The organism is Prauserella sp. PE36 (assembly GCF_003311655.1).
Taxonomy (GTDB): domain Bacteria; phylum Actinomycetota; class Actinomycetes; order Mycobacteriales; family Pseudonocardiaceae; genus Prauserella_A; species Prauserella_A endophytica.
This window is the reverse complement of sequence record NZ_QEQT01000089.1, coordinates 13,725-32,504: the sequence shown is the minus strand read 5'-3', so window position 1 is coordinate 32,504 and position 18,780 is coordinate 13,725. Positions and strand designations below refer to the sequence as shown.

General features: G+C 71.0%; 21 protein-coding genes and 1 pseudogene. 14 read left to right on the top strand and 8 right to left on the bottom strand.

What is annotated here, in order from left to right; translation table 11 throughout:
• The first annotated feature begins 117 nt into the window (after positions 1-117).
• From DI005_RS27775 to DI005_RS27760, 4 genes are read left to right on the top strand one after another with little or no spacing between them, the layout of a single operon-like run.
• Positions 118-1,062 (top strand): branched-chain amino acid ABC transporter permease, encoded by a 945-nt coding sequence (locus DI005_RS27775; RefSeq protein WP_112271254.1) that lies wholly within the window; start codon positions 118-120, stop codon positions 1,060-1,062.
• Between the two features lie 10 nt (positions 1,063-1,072).
• Positions 1,073-2,065, top strand: a complete 993-nt coding sequence (locus DI005_RS27770) for a branched-chain amino acid ABC transporter permease (protein WP_112271252.1) — start codon at positions 1,073-1,075, stop codon at positions 2,063-2,065.
• Entirely contained in the window at positions 2,055-2,894 is an 840-nt protein-coding gene (locus DI005_RS27765; RefSeq protein WP_113644107.1) for an ABC transporter ATP-binding protein, read from the top strand. The genes DI005_RS27770 and DI005_RS27765 overlap by 11 nt, the downstream gene beginning before the upstream one ends.
• Positions 2,887-3,627 (top strand): ABC transporter ATP-binding protein, encoded by a 741-nt coding sequence (locus DI005_RS27760; RefSeq protein ID WP_112271248.1) that lies wholly within the window; start codon positions 2,887-2,889, stop codon positions 3,625-3,627. Before DI005_RS27765 ends, DI005_RS27760 begins: the two co-directional genes overlap by 8 nt.
• 83 nt (positions 3,628-3,710) lie before the next feature.
• On the opposite strand, the gene DI005_RS27755 is transcribed toward DI005_RS27760, so the two are convergent.
• Complete coding sequence (locus DI005_RS27755; RefSeq protein ID WP_112271246.1) at positions 3,711-4,976, bottom strand: ABC transporter substrate-binding protein; 1,266 nt, start codon at positions 4,974-4,976, stop codon at positions 3,711-3,713.
• Positions 4,977-5,235: 259 nt separating this feature from the next.
• Between DI005_RS27755 and DI005_RS27750 the strand changes: the two genes are divergently transcribed.
• The 3 genes from DI005_RS27750 (at position 5,236) to bcp (ending at position 6,665) form a co-directional block, all read left to right on the top strand.
• Positions 5,236-5,418: a hypothetical protein gene (locus DI005_RS27750; protein WP_112271351.1), complete on the top strand. Its 183-nt coding sequence runs from the start codon at positions 5,236-5,238 to the stop codon at positions 5,416-5,418.
• Positions 5,419-5,618: 200 nt separating this feature from the next.
• A complete protein-coding gene (locus tag DI005_RS27745) occupies positions 5,619-6,155 on the top strand; it encodes a hypothetical protein (RefSeq protein ID WP_113644106.1) in 537 nt (178 codons plus the stop codon).
• A gap of 30 nt (positions 6,156-6,185) precedes the next feature.
• Positions 6,186-6,665: a thioredoxin-dependent thiol peroxidase gene (gene bcp, locus DI005_RS27740; protein ID WP_112271242.1), complete on the top strand. Its 480-nt coding sequence runs from the start codon at positions 6,186-6,188 to the stop codon at positions 6,663-6,665.
• A gap of 62 nt (positions 6,666-6,727) precedes the next feature.
• Here the strand turns inward: bcp and DI005_RS27735 are convergent, their stop codons facing one another.
• The gene (locus DI005_RS27735) at positions 6,728-7,471 is read right to left on the bottom strand and encodes an IclR family transcriptional regulator (RefSeq protein ID WP_113644105.1); all 744 of its coding nucleotides are present in this window, start codon (positions 7,469-7,471) and stop codon (positions 6,728-6,730) included.
• Between the two features lie 105 nt (positions 7,472-7,576).
• Here DI005_RS27735 and DI005_RS27730 point away from each other — a divergent pair, with 105 nt between their 5' ends.
• The 4 genes from DI005_RS27730 to DI005_RS27715 are packed head-to-tail and all read left to right on the top strand — an operon-like array spanning position 7,577 to position 11,283.
• Positions 7,577-8,698 carry a cupin domain-containing protein gene (locus DI005_RS27730; RefSeq protein ID WP_112271238.1) on the top strand — a complete coding sequence of 374 codons (1,122 nt, stop codon included), beginning with the start codon at positions 7,577-7,579 and terminating at the stop codon, positions 8,696-8,698.
• Entirely contained in the window at positions 8,695-9,522 is an 828-nt protein-coding gene (locus tag DI005_RS27725) for a fumarylacetoacetate hydrolase family protein (RefSeq protein WP_113644104.1), read from the top strand. The genes DI005_RS27730 and DI005_RS27725 overlap by 4 nt, the downstream gene beginning before the upstream one ends.
• The gene (locus DI005_RS27720; protein WP_112271234.1) at positions 9,519-10,106 is read left to right on the top strand and encodes a maleylpyruvate isomerase N-terminal domain-containing protein; all 588 of its coding nucleotides are present in this window, start codon (positions 9,519-9,521) and stop codon (positions 10,104-10,106) included. The genes DI005_RS27725 and DI005_RS27720 overlap by 4 nt, the downstream gene beginning before the upstream one ends.
• Positions 10,107-10,122: 16 nt before the next feature.
• On the top strand, positions 10,123-11,283 hold the full coding sequence (locus DI005_RS27715; RefSeq protein WP_113644103.1) for an FAD-dependent monooxygenase: 1,161 nt from the start codon (positions 10,123-10,125) through the stop codon (positions 11,281-11,283).
• A gap of 23 nt (positions 11,284-11,306) precedes the next feature.
• Here the strand turns inward: DI005_RS27715 and rdgB are convergent, their stop codons facing one another.
• Together rdgB and rph are read right to left on the bottom strand one after the other, a co-directional pair.
• On the bottom strand, positions 11,307-11,918 hold the full coding sequence (rdgB, locus tag DI005_RS27710; RefSeq protein WP_112271230.1) for an RdgB/HAM1 family non-canonical purine NTP pyrophosphatase: 612 nt from the start codon (positions 11,916-11,918) through the stop codon (positions 11,307-11,309).
• Positions 11,915-12,694 (bottom strand): ribonuclease PH, encoded by a 780-nt coding sequence (gene rph, locus DI005_RS27705; protein WP_112271349.1) that lies wholly within the window; start codon positions 12,692-12,694, stop codon positions 11,915-11,917. The genes rdgB and rph overlap by 4 nt, the downstream gene beginning before the upstream one ends.
• Positions 12,695-12,766: 72 nt before the next feature.
• Between rph and DI005_RS27700 the strand changes: the two genes are divergently transcribed.
• Entirely contained in the window at positions 12,767-13,591 is an 825-nt protein-coding gene (locus DI005_RS27700; protein WP_113644102.1) for a hypothetical protein, read from the top strand.
• Between the two features lie 72 nt (positions 13,592-13,663).
• Positions 13,664-14,593: pseudogene (locus DI005_RS39200) on the top strand (YbhN family protein); the annotation flags it as partial.
• A 36-nt stretch (positions 14,594-14,629) separates the two neighbouring features.
• On the opposite strand, the gene DI005_RS27690 reads toward DI005_RS39200, so the two are convergent.
• From DI005_RS27690 to DI005_RS27680, 3 genes are read right to left on the bottom strand one after another with little or no spacing between them, the layout of a single operon-like run.
• Positions 14,630-15,400: an MBL fold metallo-hydrolase gene (locus tag DI005_RS27690; RefSeq protein ID WP_112271347.1), complete on the bottom strand. Its 771-nt coding sequence runs from the start codon at positions 15,398-15,400 to the stop codon at positions 14,630-14,632.
• 40 nt (positions 15,401-15,440) lie between these two features.
• On the bottom strand, positions 15,441-16,232 hold the full coding sequence (gene murI / locus DI005_RS27685; RefSeq protein ID WP_228714124.1) for a glutamate racemase: 792 nt from the start codon (positions 16,230-16,232) through the stop codon (positions 15,441-15,443).
• Positions 16,229-16,840 carry a rhomboid family intramembrane serine protease gene (locus DI005_RS27680; RefSeq protein WP_112271345.1) on the bottom strand — a complete coding sequence of 204 codons (612 nt, stop codon included), beginning with the start codon at positions 16,838-16,840 and terminating at the stop codon, positions 16,229-16,231. Before DI005_RS27680 ends, murI begins: the two co-directional genes overlap by 4 nt.
• Before the next feature lie 152 nt (positions 16,841-16,992).
• Here DI005_RS27680 and DI005_RS27675 point away from each other — a divergent pair, with 152 nt between their 5' ends.
• Positions 16,993-17,844, top strand: coding sequence for an arylamine N-acetyltransferase (locus DI005_RS27675; RefSeq protein ID WP_112271224.1), 852 nt, complete (start codon positions 16,993-16,995; stop codon positions 17,842-17,844).
• Here DI005_RS27675 and DI005_RS27670 read toward each other — a convergent pair.
• Entirely contained in the window at positions 17,829-18,779 is a 951-nt protein-coding gene (locus tag DI005_RS27670; RefSeq protein ID WP_110337933.1) for a PLP-dependent cysteine synthase family protein, read from the bottom strand. The genes DI005_RS27675 and DI005_RS27670 overlap by 16 nt on opposite strands.
• Position 18,780: the final 1 nt, after the last annotated feature.

The window sequence follows — 18,780 nt, the reverse complement described above, 5'->3', positions numbered from 1 at the left end:
AAGGTGACGCCGCCGTCGCGTAACAATCGCGCACATTGATGTTGCTCAGTCGTACGTGCGCATACACTGATTGATCCCAGGATCGAGCCCGCACGTGAGGTGACTGTGCGTGTTCAGATGGTTCTCGCAACGGCTTTGGCTCAGGGCGACGAGGTTCGTCAGGGTCCGGGCTTCCTGGATCGCGCGCTGCAGGCGCTGGTCGACGGCATCCAGTTCGGCGCCATCATCGCGATCACCGCGGTGGGCCTTTCCCTGATCTTCGGCACCACGCACCTGATCAACTTCGCGCACGGTGAGCTGGTGACCATCGGCGCCGTCGTCGCGTTCTTCCTCAACGTCGGCGCGGCGGGGCCCGGCTGGCACCTGATCCCGTCCGCCCTCGTCGCGATCGTGATCGGAGCTCTGTTCGGCGGCCTCATCGAGAGGGGACTGTGGCGGCCGCTGCGCAAGCACGGCACCGGCCTGATCAATCTGTTCATCCTCACGATCGGGCTCTCGCTGCTGTTGCGGCACATCGTGCTCGTGTTCTTCGGTACGCGCCCGCAGTCGTACCGGGAGTACGACATCCAGGAGGCCCTCGACCTCGGCCCGATCGGCATCACCCCGCGCGACCTGGTCATCATCGCGCTGTCCGTGCTGGTGCTGTTCGGCGTCGCGTTCATGCTGCAGCGCACCCGGACCGGCACGGCGATCCGCGCGTTGTCGAGCAACCCCGACCTGGCCGAGGCGTCCGGCATCGACGTCAACCGGGTCGTGCTGATCGTGTGGATCCTCGGCGGCGGCCTCGCGGCGCTCGGCGGCGTGTTCTTCGGGCTGACCGAGATCATCACGTGGGACATGGGATTCCGGCTGCTGCTGCTCATGTTCGCCGGCATCATCCTCGGCGGTCTCGGCTCCGCGTACGGGGCGATGGTCGGCAGCTTCGTGATCGGCATCGTGGCGCAGATGTCGAGCCTGTGGTTCCCGATCGACCTGCAGAACGCGTGGGCACTGCTCGCGCTGATCGTCGTGCTGTTGATCCGCCCGCAGGGCATCCTCGGCCAGCGGGAACGCGTGGGCTAGGCGGTACACAATGGACTGGGCAGTCATCGTCTCCGACGCGATCCGCTCCGGGATCGGCCCGGTCGCCGCCGTTTACGCGCTCGCCGCGATCGGCCTCAACCTGCACTTCGGCTACACCGGCCTGCTGAACTTCGGCCAGGTCGCGTTCATGCTCGTCGGCGCGTACGGGGTCGCGGCTTCCGTCTCCACCTACGGCCTGCCACTGTGGGTGGGTGTCCTGATCGGACTCGGTTCTTCGGTGGTGCTGGCTCTGCTGCTCGGGCTGCCCACGTTACGACTGCGTGCGGAGTACCTCGCGATCGCGACGATCGCGGCCGGGGAGATCCTGCGCCTGTTCTACCGCTCCAGCTGGGCGGAACCGGTGACCGGCGGCGTGTTCGGGCTCCAGCGCTTCGCCGTCGAGTTCTACGACGTCAACCCGATCCCCCGCGACACGTATGGGATCTGGCTCGTGCGGTACACGTCGCTGGACCTGTGGGCGCTCAGCGTGGCCTGGGCGATGGTGCTGCTCACGGCCGGGGTGGTCGCGCTGCTCGTGCACAGCCCGTGGGGCCGGGTGATCCGGGCGATCCGCGAGGACGAGGACGCCGTGCGCAGCCTCGGCAAGAGTGTGTACGCGTACAAGATGCAGAGCCTCGTGCTCGGCGGAGCGATCGGCTCGATGGCCGGCATGATGCTCGCGATCCAGAACCAGTCGGTGAACCCCGACAGCTACGACCCCGTCGTGACGTTCTTCCTGTACACGATCGTCGTGCTCGGCGGGGCCGGCCGCGTGCTCGGGCCGATCGTCGGCGCGATCCTGTTCTGGGCGATCCTGACGTTCTTCGACAGCGCGCTGCGCGAGGCGATCGGCGCCGGGTACGTCTCGTCGGAAGTGATCAGCGCGCCCGAGGTCGGCGCGGTGCGCTTCGCGCTCGTCGGGCTCGGCCTGATGCTGCTCATGATCTTCCGCCCGCAGGGGCTGCTCGGCAGCAGGAAGGAGATGCTGCTCGATGCACGCTGACCTGGTCAATCTCACCGCCGAGCCGGGCGTGGCGAAGCCCGACCCGCTGCTCGTGGCCGACGGTGTCACGAGGGCGTTCGGCGGGCTCGTCGCCGTGCACGTCGAGCATCTGGAGATCCAGCGCGGCGCCATCACCGCGCTCATCGGCCCCAACGGTGCGGGCAAGAGCACACTGTTCAACGTGCTGAGCGGCTTCGACCGCGCCGACCGGGGGCACTGGACCTTCGACGGCGCGCCGGTCACCGGCAGGTCGGCGCACCGGCTGGCACGCCGGGGGCTCGTGCGCACGTTCCAGCTCACCAAGACCCTGGGCCGCCTGTCGGTGCTGGAGAACATGAAGCTCGCCGCCACGGGGCAAAGGGGTGAGCGGCTGGTCACGTCACTGCTGCCGCCACTGTGGCTCAAACAGGAGCGGGAGATCCAACACCGTGCCGATGAGCTGCTCGAACGCTTCCGGCTGGCGCACATGCGCGACGAGTACGCGGGCACGCTCTCCGGCGGGCAGCGCAAGCTGCTCGAGATGGCGAGGGCCCTCATGGTGCGGCCGACGATGGTGCTGCTCGACGAGCCGATGGCCGGCGTGAACCCCGCGCTGACGCAGTCGCTGCTCTCGCACATCACGGACCTGCGGGACGAGGGCATGACGGTGTGCTTCGTGGAGCACGACATGGACGTGGTGATGGGCATCAGCGACTGGGTGGTGTGCATGGCCGAGGGCGAGATCGCGGCGGAGGGGCCGCCAGAGGCGGTCGCGCAGAACCCGGCCGTGATCGACGCCTACCTCGGCAAGCGGCACGACGAACCGGGAACGGAGCACGACCATGGATGAGCTGGACGAGGCCCCACTCCTGCTCGCCGAGCGGATCTTCGCGGGGTACGTGCGGGGAGTCGACGTCCTGTCCGGCTGCGGGCTGCTGCTGAGCGCGGGCGAGCTGGTGGGCGTGATCGGGCCGAACGGCGCCGGGAAGTCGACGCTGGTGAAGGCGATCTTCGGGTTGCTGCGGGTGCGCATGGGGCGGGTTTCGTTCCGGGGGGAGGACGTGACCAACCAGCCCGCGCACAAGCTCGTGTCGAAGGGGATCGGCTACGTGCCGCAGCGACAGAACGTCTTCCCGACGCTGACCGTCGAGGAGAACCTGCGCATGGGCACCTACCTGCAGCCGAAGGAGTTCGCGCGGCGGGCGGAGGTGGTGCGGGAGCTCTTCCCGGTGCTCGCGCAGCGGCGGAACCAGAAGGCCAGCTCGATGTCCGGCGGCGAGCGGCAGATGCTCAGCATGGGCAGGGCACTGATGATGGAGCCCGACGTGCTGCTGCTGGACGAGCCGTCGGCGGGGCTGTCGCCTCGCTTCCAGGACCAGGTGTTCGAGCGGGTCAAGGAGATCAACGCCACCGGCGTGGCGATCCTGATGGTGGAGCAGAACGCGCGCCGGTGCCTGCAGATCTGCGACCGCGGCTACGTGCTCGACCAGGGCACCAACGCCTACACCGGCACCGGCCGGGAGCTACTGCACGACGAGAAGGTGATCGAGCTCTACCTCGGCACCCTCGCCCGCGCCCGCTGAGCGGCTCCCCAGCCGCAGTGAAGGCCACCTTGCCTGCGTTGAACGCAGGCAAGGTGGCCTTCACTGCGGGTGCCGGCAGCCGGTCAGCCTTCGCCGGTGCTCACTTCGGTGCGCACCGTCTGGAGCTTGCCGGACTGGTCGTAGGTGTAGACCTCGATCGTGGCCTGTCCCGGCTCACCCTGTTCGATGAAGTCGAGCGGACCGCTCACGCCGTCGTAGTCGATGTTCGAACCCTGCTCGATCAGCCTCTTGCACTGCTGGAACGACGTGCACTTCTCGCCGTCCTTGGTCACCCCGTTGATCTCCGGTGCGAAGGAGGCCGGGTCCGTGGAGTTCGCCTGCTGGGCGGCCAGCGCGATGATGTTCACACAGTCGTAGACCTGCGGCGCGAACTGCAGCTCCCTCAGATCGGGCGCGAACTCACGCAGCTGGGAGACGAACTGCTGGTTCTCCGCGGAGGCCGGCGCGGTGCCCTTCATGCCGTTGAGCACGGCGGGATCGTTCGGCGAGACCAGCGTCGGCAGCTCCTCGCTGCGCAGGCCGTCGGCGCCGTAGACACCGACCTGCCGCGGGCCGACCCCGGCCTCGATCATGGCCTGCAGGATCTGCGTGCCCTCCTCGAAGGCGATCACGGCGACCGCGTCGGGGTTGGAGTTGCGGATCTGCTGCACGAGCTGCTGGAAGTTGGTCGCCTCGGGGTCGTAGGTCTCCGTGAGCACGGCCTGCCCGCCCGCGGACTCCAGCGCCCGCTGCGTGGACTGCATCAGGCCACGCCCGTAGTCGTCGGCACGAGCGACGAGTGCGACGCGGTTGTGCCCGTCCTCCCTGATCACCTTGCTCAGCACGGGACCCTGGAGAGCGTCGCTGGGCGCGGTGCGGAAGTAGAAGCCGCCGTCCTCGTAGTCGGTGAACGTCGGCGCCGTGTTGGAGCCGGAGCACTGGACCACGCCCGAGCCCGTGACGTTGTCGATGAAGGCCAGTGACATGCCCGACGCCGCCGCGCCGATGATGGCGTCGACGCCCGCGGAGAGCACCCGGTCGGCCGACTGGACCGCGACCGCTTCCTGACCGCCCTCGTCGGAGCCGGTGATCTCGGGGATGTCCTGCCCGAGCACGCCGCCGGCCTGGTTGATGTTCCGGATCGCGAACTTGGCCGCCTGGATCTGCGGCGGCCCAAGGTAGGCGAGCTGACCGGTCTCCGGGAGCACGTAGCCGAGGTTCAGGGCCTCGCCTCCGCCACCGTCGCCGTCCCCGCCGCCTCCGCCGCCGTCACCATCGCCACAGGCGGTCGCCACCAGTGCCGTCACGCTGAGGCACAAGGCGGCCCGCCACAAGATCGACGTTCGCATCACTACAGCTCCCGTCATCCGAGAATGATGGGCGGCGAACCGGCGAAGCCGACCGGGCACAGCTGCTCGGAGGGCGGGGCCAGTCCCGCCCTGGTTGTCGTGCGACTTGCGAGGGTTGAAGCCTAGATCCGGTAGTGACGTCCGGTGAATGATGAATGTCCGATTGATATGTCGCCTTGACTCAGCCGTCAGGCACGATATACGTGGAGTAGCGTCAGGCACACGGCACGCGAGCGAGCAGGTGCGGGAGGTGGACGGCATGGCCGAGCGCAACCCGCTGCGCTGGCCCGGTCGCTGGGCCGACTGGTTCGAGATGCGCGGCGTCTACGTCCCGGGCGAGGACAACCGCATGGTCGACCCCTGGCGCGACTGGGGCTGGCTCATGGTCACGTGGCTCGCCGGGCTGGCCCTGTTCATCCTCTTCTTCGCGTTCGCGGTCTGAACCCTTCGGAGCGAGTGACCGCGCTCACTCCCCGTACGCCATCGATCACGGCTAGGACACGGAAGTACACCAGGTCCGCCGCAACCCCGGGATCCGCCTGGCAGTCCGCCAGCGGCGTCGTCAGAGTGGACCGAGGCGGCGGACTACCGCCGCCGAACGGAGTAATTACCCACCGCGATCGGAGCAGAGGAGCGGCAGTCGTGCGAATTCCGAGGCCCGTACTGGCCGGGTTCGTGCTGCTGGCCGTCACCTCCTGTGCCGCCCCGGCTGCGGGCCACAGCGAGACCACAGTCACCTCCGAGGCGGTCACCGCCGAGCGCAGGGCGACCACCGCCGACCGGGACGCCGTGCTCGTCTTCGGCGCCGACCACCGCTTCGAGTCGGGCCTGGTGGTCACCGTCACCGGGCCGAAGATCTTCCGCCCCAGCGACTCCGCGTACCCGCGCGCCGGCAGGGCCGCCGCCTTCGGCGTAGTGGTCTACAACGAGACCGAGCAGCCCTACCGGCTCTCCAGCCTCTCGGTCAGCGCGACGACGGCCGACCAGCAGGCCAAGCAGGTCGTGGACCCGACGCAGGGCTACAACGGCATCGTCGATGCCGACCGCGACATCCCGCCGGGCGAGATCGTGCGCCTGCAGCTGGCCTTCGTCGTGCCGGACCGGTCCACCCTGGTGCGGCTGGTGGTGCGGCCGGACGTCTCGACACCGGCGACGGCGGTCTACGGCGGCTCCGTGTGATGGTGCCGCGTCGCCGGTTAGGCTTTCGCCATGACCGAGCAGAAGCGGCTTTCCCCCGGCGATCCGGCACCTGACTTCACGCTTGCCGACAGCGAGGGCAACAAGGTCTCGCTCGCCGACTTCCGCGGCCGGTCCGTGGTGGTGTACTTCTACCCCGCCGCGGGCACTCCCGGCTGCACGAAGCAGGCGTGCGACTTCCGGGACAACCTCGCCGAGCTGAACGACGCCGGCTACCAGGTGCTCGGCATCTCCCCCGACAAGCAGGAGAAGCTCGCGAAGTTCGTCGAGCAGGAGCAACTGACGTTCCCGCTGCTGTCGGACCCGGACAAGACGGTGCTGACGGAGTGGGGCGCATTCGGCGAGAAGAAGAACTACGGGCGAGTGGTGCAGGGCGTCATTCGCTCGACGTTCGTCGTCGACCCGGAGGGCAAGATCGCCAAGGCCCTGTACAACGTCCGCGCCACCGGCCACGTCGCCAAGCTCCTGAGGGACCTGGACCTCGCCTCCTGAGCCTGGTCACCAAGCCGCAGTGAAGGCCACCTTCACTGCGTTGAACGCAGGCATGGTGGCCTTCACTGCGTCCGTAGTGCCTCCTCGATGGCTGTGGTGGTCGCCGAAAGGGCCGCGACCCACATCGGCAGCAGGTCGCGGTCGAAGCGGGCCGACGGCATCGCCAGCGACACCGCCGCCGAGGGAGTGCCGTTCGCGGCGGGCACGGCCATGCCGACCGCCGTCAGGCCCGCCTCGGTGAGCCCGTCGTTGAGGGCGAAGCCGCGCTTGCGCACCAGCGCCAGCTCCCGCCGCAGCCGCGCGAGGTCCACCGTTTCACTCGCGTCGGCGTAGCGCGCGGCCAGTTCCCCGGCGGGCAGCGCCGCGAGCAGCGCCTTGCCGCCCGACGCGAGGTGTGCCGGTAGCGCCCTGCCGGCCCGGTCGCCGACCCGCAGCACCTGGTCACTCTCCACCGACGCCACGAACAACGCCCGCGTGCCGGCCAGGACCATGAGGTTCGCGGTCTCCCGCACCTTCCCCACCAGCGCTTCCAGGTGCGGCAACGCGGCGCGCCGCAGCAGCGACACGGGCGCCGAGGTCGCGTCGCCGGGCCTCAGCACGGGCCCGGCCCGGTAGCGCCGGTCGGCGTCCTGCTCGGCGAAGTCCCGGTACACGAGCATCGCCAGCAGGCGGTGCGCCGTCGAACGCGACACCCCCAGTCGCTCGGCCGCCTCGGCCACACCCAGCGAGTTCTCCTGTTGCAGCAGCGTGGCCAGGTGCAGCGCGTGGTCGACAGACTCGATGGCGTAGGGCGGCTTGTTCTTCACAGCAGAATCTTACGTCCCTGAGTACAGAACCCTTCTACGTTGTGACTCATGTCCGAGACGGCTCGGCACAGTGCTGCGCCACGTGACCGAAGGAGTCACCACACGATGACGAGAGAGCAACTCGCCAGCCCGGTATCCATAGTGGATTCCGGCGGCCCCGGCAGGCCCGACCCGTCGCCCGAGCTGAGCGAGCTCTACCGCGGCTTCGAGCGCGAGCTGCTGATTCCACTGTGGACCGAGATCGGCGACCTGATGCCGAAGCACCCCACGCCTGCCGCGCGGCCGCACGCGTGGCGCTGGCAGCGGCTGCTGCCCCTCGCCCAGCGCGCGGGTGACCTCGTGCCGGTGGGCAGGGGCGGCGAGCGCCGCGCGATCGCGCTCGCGAACCCCGGCCTCGGCGGCGCCCCCTACGCCACGCCCACGCTGTGGGCCGCGATCCAGTACCTCGGCCCGCGCGAGGTCGCGCCCGAGCACCGGCACAGCCAGAACGCGTTCCGCTTCGTCGTCGAGGGCGAGGGCGTGTGGACCGTCGTCAACGGCGACCCGGTGGCCATGCGCCGCGGCGACTTCCTGCTCACCCCCGGCTGGCACTTCCACGGCCACCACAACACGAGCAACGAGCCGATGGCGTGGCTCGACGGGCTCGACATCCCGTTCGTGCACCAGACCGGCTCGGCGTTCTTCGAGTTCGGTCCCGACCAGGTCACCGACACGGCCACGCCCGACCGTTCGCGCTCTGAACGCCTCTGGGCGCATCCCGGCCTGCGCCCGCTGTCCCAGCCGGGCCCCACGGCCAGTTCACCGATCGCGGCCTACCGCTGGGAGCACACCGACGCGGCACTCGCCGACCAGCTCGCGCTGGAGGACGAGGGCCACCCCGGCGTGGTCGAGCCGGGGCACGCCGCGATCCGGTTCAGCAACCCCGCCACCGGCGGCGACGTCATGCCGACGATCCGCGCCGAGTTCCACCGCCTGCGCACGGGCACGCAGACGGCCACCCGCCGCGAGGTCGGCTCCGCGGTGTGGCAGGTCTTCCAGGGCGAGGGCCAGGTCCGCATCGGCGACCAGGAGTGGCGCGTGGAGCGCGGCGACCTCTTCGTGGTGCCGTCGTGGGCCCCGCTCACGCTCGGCGCCGAGACCGGGCTGGACCTATTCCGGTTCAGCGACACCCCGATCTTCGAGCGGTTGCATCAGGACCGCGTGCACGTGGAAGGACAGAACGCATGAGGCTCGCGACGATCCGCACCGGCCAGGGCACAAGAGCCGTCCGCGTCGACGGCGACCGCTACGCCGAACTCGACGCGGCCGACGTCGGCGCGCTGCTGCGCACCCCCGGTTGGCAGGCCGCCGCCGAGGCGGCCACCGCGGACCGGCCGCTCGGTGACGCGGAGTACGCGCCGGTGGTCGCGAGGCCGGGCAAGATCCTGTGCGTCGGGCTGAACTACCGCAACCACATCCTGGAGATGGGCCGCGAACTGCCGCGGTACCCGACGCTGTTCGCGAAGTACCCCGAGGCACTCGTCGGTGGCGGAGACGACGTGCTGCTGGCCGCCGAGTCCGGCGCCGTGGACTGGGAGGCGGAGCTGGCGATCGTGATCGGCGAGCGGGTCCGCCGCGCGAGCACGGCCGAGGCCGAGACCGCCATCGCCGGGTTCAGCGTGCTCAACGACGTCACCATGCGCGACTGGCAGTACCGCTCGCCGCAGTGGTTGCAGGGCAAGACGTTCGAGTCGACGACGCCGTTCGGCCCGGTGCTCGTGACTCCGGACGAGCTGCCCGGTGGCACGAGGCCCGCGCTGGAGTTGTCGTGCACCGTGGACGGTGAGCTGATGCAGAAGGCGAACACCGACGACCTGGTGTTCGACCCGGTCGAGCTGGTGCGCTACGTCTCCACGATCCTCACGCTGCGGCCGGGCGATGTGATCGCCACCGGCACGCCCGGCGGCGTCGGCCACGCCCGCAAGCCCGCCCGCTACCTGACGAACGGCGCGCGGCTGGTCACCGAGATCAGCGGCATCGGCAGGCTCGACAACGTGGCGAGGGCCGAATGACCACGTCAGACTGGCTCGACGAGTGCACGGATCTGCTGCTGCGCACCGTGGACGGGCTCGCCGACGCCGACTTCGACGCGCCGAGCGCGCTGCCGGGCTGGACGCGACGGCACCTGGTGGCGCACGTGCACTACAACGCGGAGGCGTTGCGGCGTCTGGTCAGCTGGGCGCGCACGGGAGTCGAGAACCGGATGTACGCGAGCGTCGAGCAGCGCAACGCCGAGATCGAGGACGGCAGCAAGCTGCCCGTCGCGACGCTGCGCGAGCAGGTGCACTCCTCGGCGCGGGCGCTGGGGGCGGACCTGGCCGCACTACCGGAAGAGGCGTGGCGCACGGAGGTGGTGACCGCGCAGGGCCGGACCGTGCCCGCGACCGAGATCCCGTGGATGCGCACGCGCGAGGTCTCCGTGCACGCGGTGGACCTCGCCGCGGGCGTCGACTTCGCCGACCTGCCCCCCGGCCTCCTGCGGGCGCTGGCCGACGACGTGCTCGGCAAGCGGTTCGCGGGCGGGCACGGTCCGGATCTCGTCCGCTGGCTCACCGGCCGCAGCGACGCCGCCCCGGCGCTCGGCCCGTGGTTGTAGAGGAAGGACCGACGACATGACCGACATCGACGTCGCCGTGGTGGGCGGCGGCATCGGCGGCCTCGCCAACGCCCTCGCGCTCGCGTCCTCGGGCCACCGCGTGCGGGTGCTCGAACGGGCTTCCGCCTTCGCTGAGGTGGGCGCCGGCCTGCAACTCGCCCCCAACGCGACCCGGATCCTCCGCGAGTGGGGGCTGCTGGACGAGGTGATCGAGCACGGCGTCCGGCCCGGGCGGCTCGTCTTCAAGGACGCGCTCGACGGCGTCGAGCTGACCTCGCTGGAGCTGGGTGAGTCGTTCGAGCGGCGCTATGGCGCACCGTACGTGGTGATCCACCGCAGCGACCTGCTCTCGATCATGTTCCGCGCGTGCGAGCGGGCCGGGGTCGAACTGCTCGCCGACCACAAGGTGGACGACGTCACCGTCACCGAGCACGAGGCCGTGGTGCTGGCGAACGGAGAGAAGCACCGCGCCGCCATCGCGCTCGCGGCCGACGGCCTTTGGTCACCCCTGCGAGCCCGGGTGAGCGACGACAGCCCGGTGTGCTCCGGCTACGTGGCCTACCGGGGCGCGCTGCCGGTGAGCGAGGTGACCGACGTGGACGCCGACGCGCTCACCGACGTCGTTGTCCACTTCGGACCGGGCTGCCACCTCGTGCAGTACCCGTTGCGGCAGGGCGAGATGCTCAACACGGTCGCCGTCTTCGCCTCGCCCGCGTACGCGCGCGGGGAGGAGGAGTGGGGTGGCCCCGACGAGCTCGACGCCGCGTTCGACGGGACGTGCCCCGCCGTGCGGCGGGGGCTGACCTGGCTGTGGCGCGACCGGCGGTGGCCGATGTTCGACCGCCTGCCGATCGGCAACTGGGTCAACGGCAGGCTCGCGCTCACCGGCGACGCGGCCCACCCGATGCTGCAGTACCTGGCGCAGGGCGCGTGCCAGGCGCTGGAGGACGCGCACTGCCTGGCCGCGGAGGCCGGCAAGCGAACGGGCGACTGGGCCGGGGCGCTCGATGCGTACCAGCGCACACGGACCGCGCGCACGGCGCGCGTGCAGTCCTCGGCGAGGGTGTGGGGCGAGATCTGGCACTGCGACGGGCTCACCCGGACCCTGCGCAACGCGCTGCTGACCGACCGCAGGCTCGACGACTACCAGTACGTCGACTGGCTGTATCAGTCCTGAGTAAGCCCTGAGTGAGCCCTGGGTCAGTCGTGAACCAGGTCGCGCAGGTGCGGCAGCAGTGAGCGCAGCGCGCGGCCCCGGTGGGACGCGGAGTCCTTCTCGGAGGGCTCCAGTTCCGCCGAGGTCCGCTGCTCGCCCTCGGGCACGAAGATCGGGTCGTAGCCGAATCCGTTGGTACCACGGGGTTCCCGGATGATCGTGCCGCGCCACTCGCCGCGCACCACCACCTCCTCGCGGTCGGGCACCACGAGTGCGGCCGCGCACACGAACGCCGCGCCCCTTCGCTCGTCGGGGGTGTCCCTCAGCTGGGAGAGCACGAGCCGGAGGTTGGCCTCGTCGTCGCCGTGCTGCCCCGCCCACCGGGCCGACAGCACGCCCGGCATCCCGTTGAGCTCGTCGACGGAAAGCCCGGAGTCGTCGGCCACAGCCGGAAGGCCGGTGGCCATCGCGGCGTCGTAGGCCTTCGCGAGCGCGTTCTCCTCGAACGTCGCCCCGGTCTCCGGCGCTTCCGGGAACTCGTCCACATCGGACAGGCCGAGCACCGTGATGTCGCCGAGCCCGCGCTTGAGCAGGATCCGGCGCAGTTCCTCGAGCTTCTTGGCGTTGCGCGTGGCCAGCAGGACCTTGGTGGTCACTTGGAGCCCTTCGACTTCTTGTCGGGCGCGGGCGTCGGCAGCTCGTACGGATACGGCGCCTCCAGCGCCTCGGCCTGCTTGCGGGCCAGCTCGGCACAGCCGTTCAGGGCGAGGTCCAGCATCTTGTCCAGTGTGGACCGCGTGAACGTGGCGCCCTCGCCCGTGCCCTGCACCTCGATGAGCGTGCCCACGTCGGTGGCGACCACGTTCATGTCTACCTCCGCGCGGGAGTCCTCCTCGTAAGGCAGGTCGAGTCGCACGCGGCCGTCCACCACGCCGACGCTCACCGCGGAGACCGCGGCGGAGAGCGGCTTCGGGTCGGCGAGCCTGCCCGCCGCGCCGAGCCAGGTGATCGCGTCGGCGAGCGCCACATAGGCGCCGGTGATGGCGGCCGTCCGGGTGCCGCCGTCGGCCTGGATGACGTCGCAGTCGATCTGGATCGTGTTCTCGCCGAGCGCCGAGAGGTCGATGCACGAACGCAGCGACCGGCCGATCAGCCTGCTGATCTCGTGGGTACGTCCGCCGACCCGGCCCTTGACGGACTCGCGGTCACTGCGCGTGTGGGTCGCCGAGGGGAGCATCGCGTACTCGGCGGTGACCCAGCCGAGCCCCGAGCCCTGCCGCCAGCGCGGCACGCCCTCGGTGACGCTCGCCGCGCACAGCACCCTGGTGTTGCCGAACTCGATGAGCACCGATCCGGCCGGCCACTGCTGGAAACCGCGGGTGATCCGCACCTCGCGGAGCTGGTCGTCGTTCCTGCCGTCTTTTCGCACCACGAGGGCAGAGCCTAGTGCCAGCGCCGCGTCGCGGAAGCTCGACGTGGTCATGTGCTGCTAGCGTGCCGTCGCATGCGCGCCGCCGCCGTGGGCATCGTGGCCCTGTTCCTGTTGTCCGTCGTGCCAGCGCCCGCCTCGGCGGCCCGGCAACCGCGTGACCCGCTGACGTGCGCGGCGACGCTCGACTGCCCGCTCGCCGAGATCGACCTGATGACCATGCCGCAGCGGCTGGAGTTCCTCATCGCGATGTCGGAGGGCCCGGCGGCGGAGATCGCTCCCGGCTACGCGCCGCGCTGGGGCAACATCGCGGGGATCATCACCTTCTTCGCCGCGCATGACATGGGCGAGCCGGGCACCTGGGTCTCCTACGTCGACGCCGGAATCCTGGAGGGCATCGAGCGCGGGATCGCGATCGCCGCTGGCCGGGGCACCGACACGTTCGGCAACCCGGGTTCGGCGTTGTGGGCGAGCTACCTCGTCCGGCTGCGCGACGGCGAGCTCACCGGCCGCGCCGCGCACGACCGCGCGTGGAGCGAGGCCGAGCAGGCGGCGACCGACCACGGCGTGACCGTGGCCGAGCAGGTGCACGGCCTCGTGGCCTCGGGCGTGGAGCAGCGGTTCTTCTCCTACTCGGAGTTCTACCGGTGGGTCCTGCGCAACCGCCCGGCCCTGTTCGACGTGGTCTCCCCCGGCGCGCGGCCGGGCGAGCGGTTCCAGCTCACGTTCGTCGACTGGTTCACCGACGTCACCAACCCCGTCCCGGCGCGGCGCGGTGCCGAGCTCGCGCTCGATCTCGCCGAGTTCGACGCCGTCGGCGGGCCTTTCAGTGGCCTCGCCCTGCTCCACGCCTACGCGGAGTACCTGGCGCCCGAATACCTGGCCGCCGCCAGGGCGTGACCTTATTCAACGACCGTTGACATCTCCGCGTGCGCGCGCATAATTCAACTCAGCGTGAATTAGGGGGTCGCGATGCGCAGGCTCGTCCAGGTCGGCGGCGTGGCGGCGGTACTCGCGCTCATGGCGTGGACCCTTGGCGACCGGGTTCCGCAGCCCGCCGACGTGCTCGGCGCGCTGCGGCACGCCGACCCCCGCTGGCTGCTCGTCGCGGGGCTCGCCGAGTTCGTCTCGATGGCGATGTTCGCCAGGCAGCAGCGCAGGCTCCTCACGGCGTTCGGCGTCACCATGCCGCGCCACAGGGCGCTCGCGCTCGCCTACAGCCGCTCCGCGATCTCGATCAGCCTGCCCGCCGGGTCGGCCGTGTCGGCGGCATACGCCTTCCGCGAGTTCCGCGCCGGCGGGGCCGACCGTGCCGCCGCGACGGCGGTCATGGTGCTCTCAGGACTGGCCTCCGCGACCGGCCTGGCGTTGCTGTGGGCGACGGGGGCGCTCACCTCGGGCGCCCTGCACCTCGCGCGCGCCTGGCACACCCACCCGGCGCTCACCCTGACGGCGGCGGTCGCGGCGATCGCGGCGCTCGGCTGGATCGCGTACCGGCTGGCGGCGGCGCACCACAGCGCCGCGCAGCCGAAACGGATCCGCAGACCACCCAGGTGGCCGTGGCTCGCCGCGGTGGTGACGCCGCTGGCGGACGCCGCGGCCACGTCGCGCACGGTCGCGCCCCGGCACTGGCTACTGGCGCTCGGCGCCGCCGTCGCGAACTGGCTCACCGACATGCTGTGCCTGCTCGCGGCCGCCAACGCCTTCGACATCGGACTCGGCACGTTCGAACTGGCCACGATCTACGTGACGGTGCAGCTCGTCCGGCAGATCCCGCTCACCCCCGGCGGCATCGGCGTGATCGAGGTCGGCCTGCTCACCGGGCTCGTGTCCGCGGGAGCCGCCGAGCCCGCCGCCGCGGCCGCGGTGCTCGCCTACCGGCTCCTGTCCTGCTGGCTGATCATCCCCGTCGGCGTGCTGGCGTGGCTGTTCCTGCGTTCACACGTCGTAGGAGGCGCCCTGCTCGACGAGATCCGTCAGCCCGGTGAAGGCCGCGCGGGCCTCGGCGAGGATGGCCTCCCGGTCGCTCCACGGCGCGATGTGGGTGAGCAGCAGCCGTCCGGCCCCGGCGCGGGCGGCCAGCTCACCCGCCTGCCTGCCGGATAGGTGCACACCGGCGGGCCGGTCCGGCGCGTCGGTCCACGACGCCTCCGCCAGCAGCACGTCGGCGTCGGCGGCGAGCTTGTCGAGCGTCTCGCACGGCCCCGTGTCACCGGTGTAGGCGAGCGTGCGACCACCGTGTGAGAGCCGCAGGCCGAACGCCTCCGTCGGGTGGTCCATCGGCACCGCGCTCAGCTCGAACGGCCCCACCCGCACCGGACCCGCCGACAGCGGATGGAACTCGAAGACGTCGGTGAGGTCGGTCCGCACGCGCTCGGCCTCGTGCGGGGCATACGCGTTGGCCAGCCGCGCCGGCGCCTCCACCGGGCCGTACACGGGGAGCCTTCGCGCCGTGACGTCGTACGGCGGCGCGGGATGGTAGCGGCGCAGGACCGTCAGCGCGCTGAAGTCGGCGCAGTGGTCGGGATGCAGGTGCGAAAGGACGAGCGCGCCTAGGTCGAACGGGTCACGGACGGCCTGCAGCTGCGCGAGCGTGCCGTTGCCGAGCTCGAGCCCGAGCACGAAGCCGTCGGCCTCGACGAGGTAGCCGGACGCGGCCGCGTTCGGGCCGGGGATGCTGCCGGAACAGCCCAGGATGGTCAGTCGCACGATCGACACCCTGCCACGCGAGCGCGCCGCGCGCCCAGGGTCACGTGGCGGCGAGCACTCCCGGCTGAAAGCCCATGAACCGGTGCGCGAGCTTCGCGAACGGCTCGGCGCGCCCGGTGGCGACGAACTGGTGCCGGGGTTCGCCGTGGCCGGCCAGCAGGTCCAGCTCGGTGAGCACCCGCACCACGTCCTTCGCGGTCTCCTCCGCGCTCGACACGAGCGTCACGTCGGGCCCCATCACGATCTGCAGCACGCCGGTGAGCAGCGGATAGTGCGTGCAGCCGAGGATGAGCGTGTCGACGTCCGCCCGCACGAGCGGTTCGAGGTAGCCCTGCGCGAGGCCGAGCACCTGCCTGCCCGAGGTGATGCCGCGCTCGACGAAGTCGACGAACCGGGGGCACGCGACGCTGGAAAGCCGGATGCCGTTCGCGGCGGCGAACGCGTCGTCGTAGGCGCGCGAGCGCACGGTTCCCTCGGTGCCGATCAGCCCGATGTGCCCGGTGTGCGTGGCGGCGACGGCCCTGCGCACCGCGGGCAGCACCACCTCGATCACGGGGATGTCGTAGCGCTCGCGCGCGTCCCGCAGGCACGCCGCCGATGCGGTGTTGCACGCGATGACGAGCGCCTTCACGCCGTCCGCGACGAGCCCGTCCAGCGCCGTCAGCGCGAGCTCGCGCGCCCTGGCGATGGGAAGCGGGCCGTACGGGGCATGGCGGGTGTCGCCGACGTAGCGCAAGCTCTCGCCGGGGAGCTGGTCGGCGATGGCGCGAGCGACGGTCAACCCGCCGACGCCGGAGTCGAAGATTCCGATCGGGGCGTCAGCGTGACTCACGCCCCGAGCGTACCGGCGGCCCCCGGCGTGCCCTTGGCCTTGCCCGAACGGACGCGGTCGGACTTGGCCACCAGCCATGCGGCGAGCACACCGCCGAGCGCGCCGAAGAGGTGCCCCTGCCAGGAGATACCGGGGCTGCCGGGCAGCACGCCCCACAGCATCCCGCCCCAGACGGCCAGCAGCACCGCCGCGACGGCCAGCTGACCGAAGCTGCGGTTGAACAGGCCACGGACCAGCAGGAACGCCAGCCAGCCGAACGCGAGCCCCGACGCGCCGACCGTAACGACGTGCGGCGCGGCCGTGAGCCACACCCCGAGCCCGCCGACGATCCAGATCGTGGCCGTCACGGCGATCCACTGGCCGATGCCGCCCGCCATCGCCAGGAACGCGAAGACCAGCACGGGAACGGTGTTGGCGAACAGGTGGCTCCAGCCGTCGTGCAGTACGGGCGCCCAGGCGATGCCGTCGAGCCCCGACAGTGAGCGGGCCCGGATGCCGCCTTGATCGAGATCGGCGGGCATCAGCACGTCGAGCAGTTCGATCAGGTAGAGCACCACCGTGAACGACAACGCGACGATGCCGGCCACCAGCGGTTTCGGCGGCAGGATGCGGGCGGGGGCCTTCTTCGGTCCCTGCGTGGAGGGTGGCTGGGGCTGCGTGCTCACGGTTTCAGGCTACGTCGTGGGCAGGCGCCTCACCTCGGTGAAAAACCCTGATAAATCGGTCGGCCCGGCGGGGCGGCCCCCGCTAGATTCGGCGCGTGACCGAGATCGACGTGGCCGCCTACCTCGCCCGCCTGGGGATCGACGAGGCCGAACCCCCGAGTGTGGAAGCGTTGCACCGCCTGCACGCCGCCCATGTGGAACGGGTGCCGTACGAGACCCTGGAAATCCAGCTCGGCAGGCCGACGTCCCTCGACCCCGCCGAATCGGCGCGCCGGATCGTCGCGGGCCGCGGTGGCTACTGCTTCCACCTCAACGGCGCGTTCTCCGCGCTGCTGCGGCAGCTCGGCTACCGCGTCACCCGGCACCTCGGCGGCGCACAGATGACCGCGGCGGATCCCGCGGCGATCACGCGCGAACACCTGGCGCTGACCGTCGACGCCCTGCCCGGCGACCCAGGGACGGCGTGGTTCACCGACGTGGGGCTCGGCGACGCCCTGCACACGCCCCTGCCACTGCGCACGGGCACCTACCGGCAGGGGCCGTTCACCTATGGGCTCGAGCCCTCGCAGATCGCACCGGGCGGCTGGCGCCTTGCCCACGACCCCGCCGGCAGCTTCTTCGCACTGGACTTCGCGCCCGGACCGGCCGAGATGGGCGACTTCGCCGACCGCCACGAGTACCTTTCCACCTCGCCGGACTCCGGGTTCGTGCGGACGTGCACGGTGCAGCGCCGCGACGCGGGCGGCGTCGACGTCCTGCGCGCGCTCACCCTGACCAGAACCCCCGGCAGCCGGACGGTGCTGGAGACCGAGCAGGACTGGTGGGCCGCACTCGGCGACGTCTTCGGGATCGCGGCGAACGGCTTCACCGGCGACGAACGCGCCCGGCTGTGGCGAACGGTGGTCGCCCAGCACGAGAGGTTCCTGGCCGCTCAGGCCCAGAGCTGACCGTCGAGCCGCTCGGCGGCCTCGTCGAGGGAGCCGCTGTAGGCGCCGGTGGAGAGGTACTTCCAGCCCGCGTCGGCGACGACGAACGCCACGTCCGCCTTCTGGCCCTTGGCCACCGCCTTCTCGGCGATGCCTAGCGCGGCGTGCAGCACGGCTCCCGTGGAGATGCCCGCGAAGATGCCCTCGTGCTCCAGCAGCTCCCTGGTGCGGCGCAGAGCGTCGTAGGCGCCCACCGAGTACCGGCCGCTGAGCACGTCGGGGTCGTAGAGCTCGGGCACGAACCCCTCATCGAGGTTGCGCAGCCCGTACACCAGCTCGCCGTAACGCGGCTCGGCGGCGACGATCTGCACGTCCGGCTTGTGGTCCCGCATGTACCGGCCGACGCCGACGAGTGTGCCCGTGGTGCCGAGCCCGCCGACGAAGTGGGTCAGCGTCGGCAGGTCCTTGAGCAGCTCGGGACCGGTTCCGTAGTAGTGCGCGTCGGCGTTGGCCGGGTTGCCGTACTGGTAGAGCATCACCCAGTCCGGGTTGGTCTTGGCCAGCTCCTTCGCGCGGCGCACGGCCTCGTTCGACCCGCCCGCGGCGGGTGAGTAGACGATGCGTGCGCCATAGGCCTGCAGCAGCTGCTTGCGCTCGGCGGAGGTGTTCTCCGGCATCACGCACACCAGGCCGTAGCCCTTGAGCTTGGCGGCCATCGCGAGCGAGATGCCCGTGTTGCCCGAGGTCGGCTCCAGGATCGTGGAGCCGCGGCGCAGCAGGCCGTCGCGCTCGGCGGCCTCGATCATGGCCAGCGCGGGCCGGTCCTTGATCGAGCCGGTGGGGTTGCGGTCCTCCAGCTTGGCCCACAGCCGGACGTCGTCCGACGGGGACAGCCTCGGCAGCCCCACCAGCGGCGTACCGCCGAGCGCGTCGAGCAACGACTCGTAGCGAGCCATG

What these genes read in the sequence shown, in the direction of transcription:
- DI005_RS27775 (WP_112271254.1), top strand. Translation starts at nt 118, where the DNA reads ATGGTTCTCGCAACGGCTTTGGCTCAGGGCGACGAGGTTCGTCAGGGT.
- DI005_RS27770 (WP_112271252.1), top strand. Translation starts at nt 1,073, where the DNA reads ATGGACTGGGCAGTCATCGTCTCCGACGCGATCCGCTCCGGGATCGGC.
- DI005_RS27765 (WP_113644107.1), top strand. Translation starts at nt 2,055, where the DNA reads ATGCACGCTGACCTGGTCAATCTCACCGCCGAGCCGGGCGTGGCGAAG.
- DI005_RS27760 (WP_112271248.1), top strand. Translation starts at nt 2,887, where the DNA reads ATGGATGAGCTGGACGAGGCCCCACTCCTGCTCGCCGAGCGGATCTTC.
- DI005_RS27755 (WP_112271246.1), bottom strand. Translation starts at nt 4,976, where the DNA reads ATGCGAACGTCGATCTTGTGGCGGGCCGCCTTGTGCCTCAGCGTGACG.
- DI005_RS27750 (WP_112271351.1), top strand. Translation starts at nt 5,236, where the DNA reads ATGGCCGAGCGCAACCCGCTGCGCTGGCCCGGTCGCTGGGCCGACTGG.
- bcp (WP_112271242.1), top strand. Translation starts at nt 6,186, where the DNA reads ATGACCGAGCAGAAGCGGCTTTCCCCCGGCGATCCGGCACCTGACTTC.
- DI005_RS27730 (WP_112271238.1), top strand. Translation starts at nt 7,577, where the DNA reads ATGACGAGAGAGCAACTCGCCAGCCCGGTATCCATAGTGGATTCCGGC.
- DI005_RS27725 (WP_113644104.1), top strand. Translation starts at nt 8,695, where the DNA reads ATGAGGCTCGCGACGATCCGCACCGGCCAGGGCACAAGAGCCGTCCGC.
- DI005_RS27720 (WP_112271234.1), top strand. Translation starts at nt 9,519, where the DNA reads ATGACCACGTCAGACTGGCTCGACGAGTGCACGGATCTGCTGCTGCGC.
- DI005_RS27715 (WP_113644103.1), top strand. Translation starts at nt 10,123, where the DNA reads ATGACCGACATCGACGTCGCCGTGGTGGGCGGCGGCATCGGCGGCCTC.
- DI005_RS27700 (WP_113644102.1), top strand. Translation starts at nt 12,767, where the DNA reads ATGCGCGCCGCCGCCGTGGGCATCGTGGCCCTGTTCCTGTTGTCCGTC.
- DI005_RS27670 (WP_110337933.1), bottom strand. Translation starts at nt 18,779, where the DNA reads ATGGCTCGCTACGAGTCGTTGCTCGACGCGCTCGGCGGTACGCCGCTG.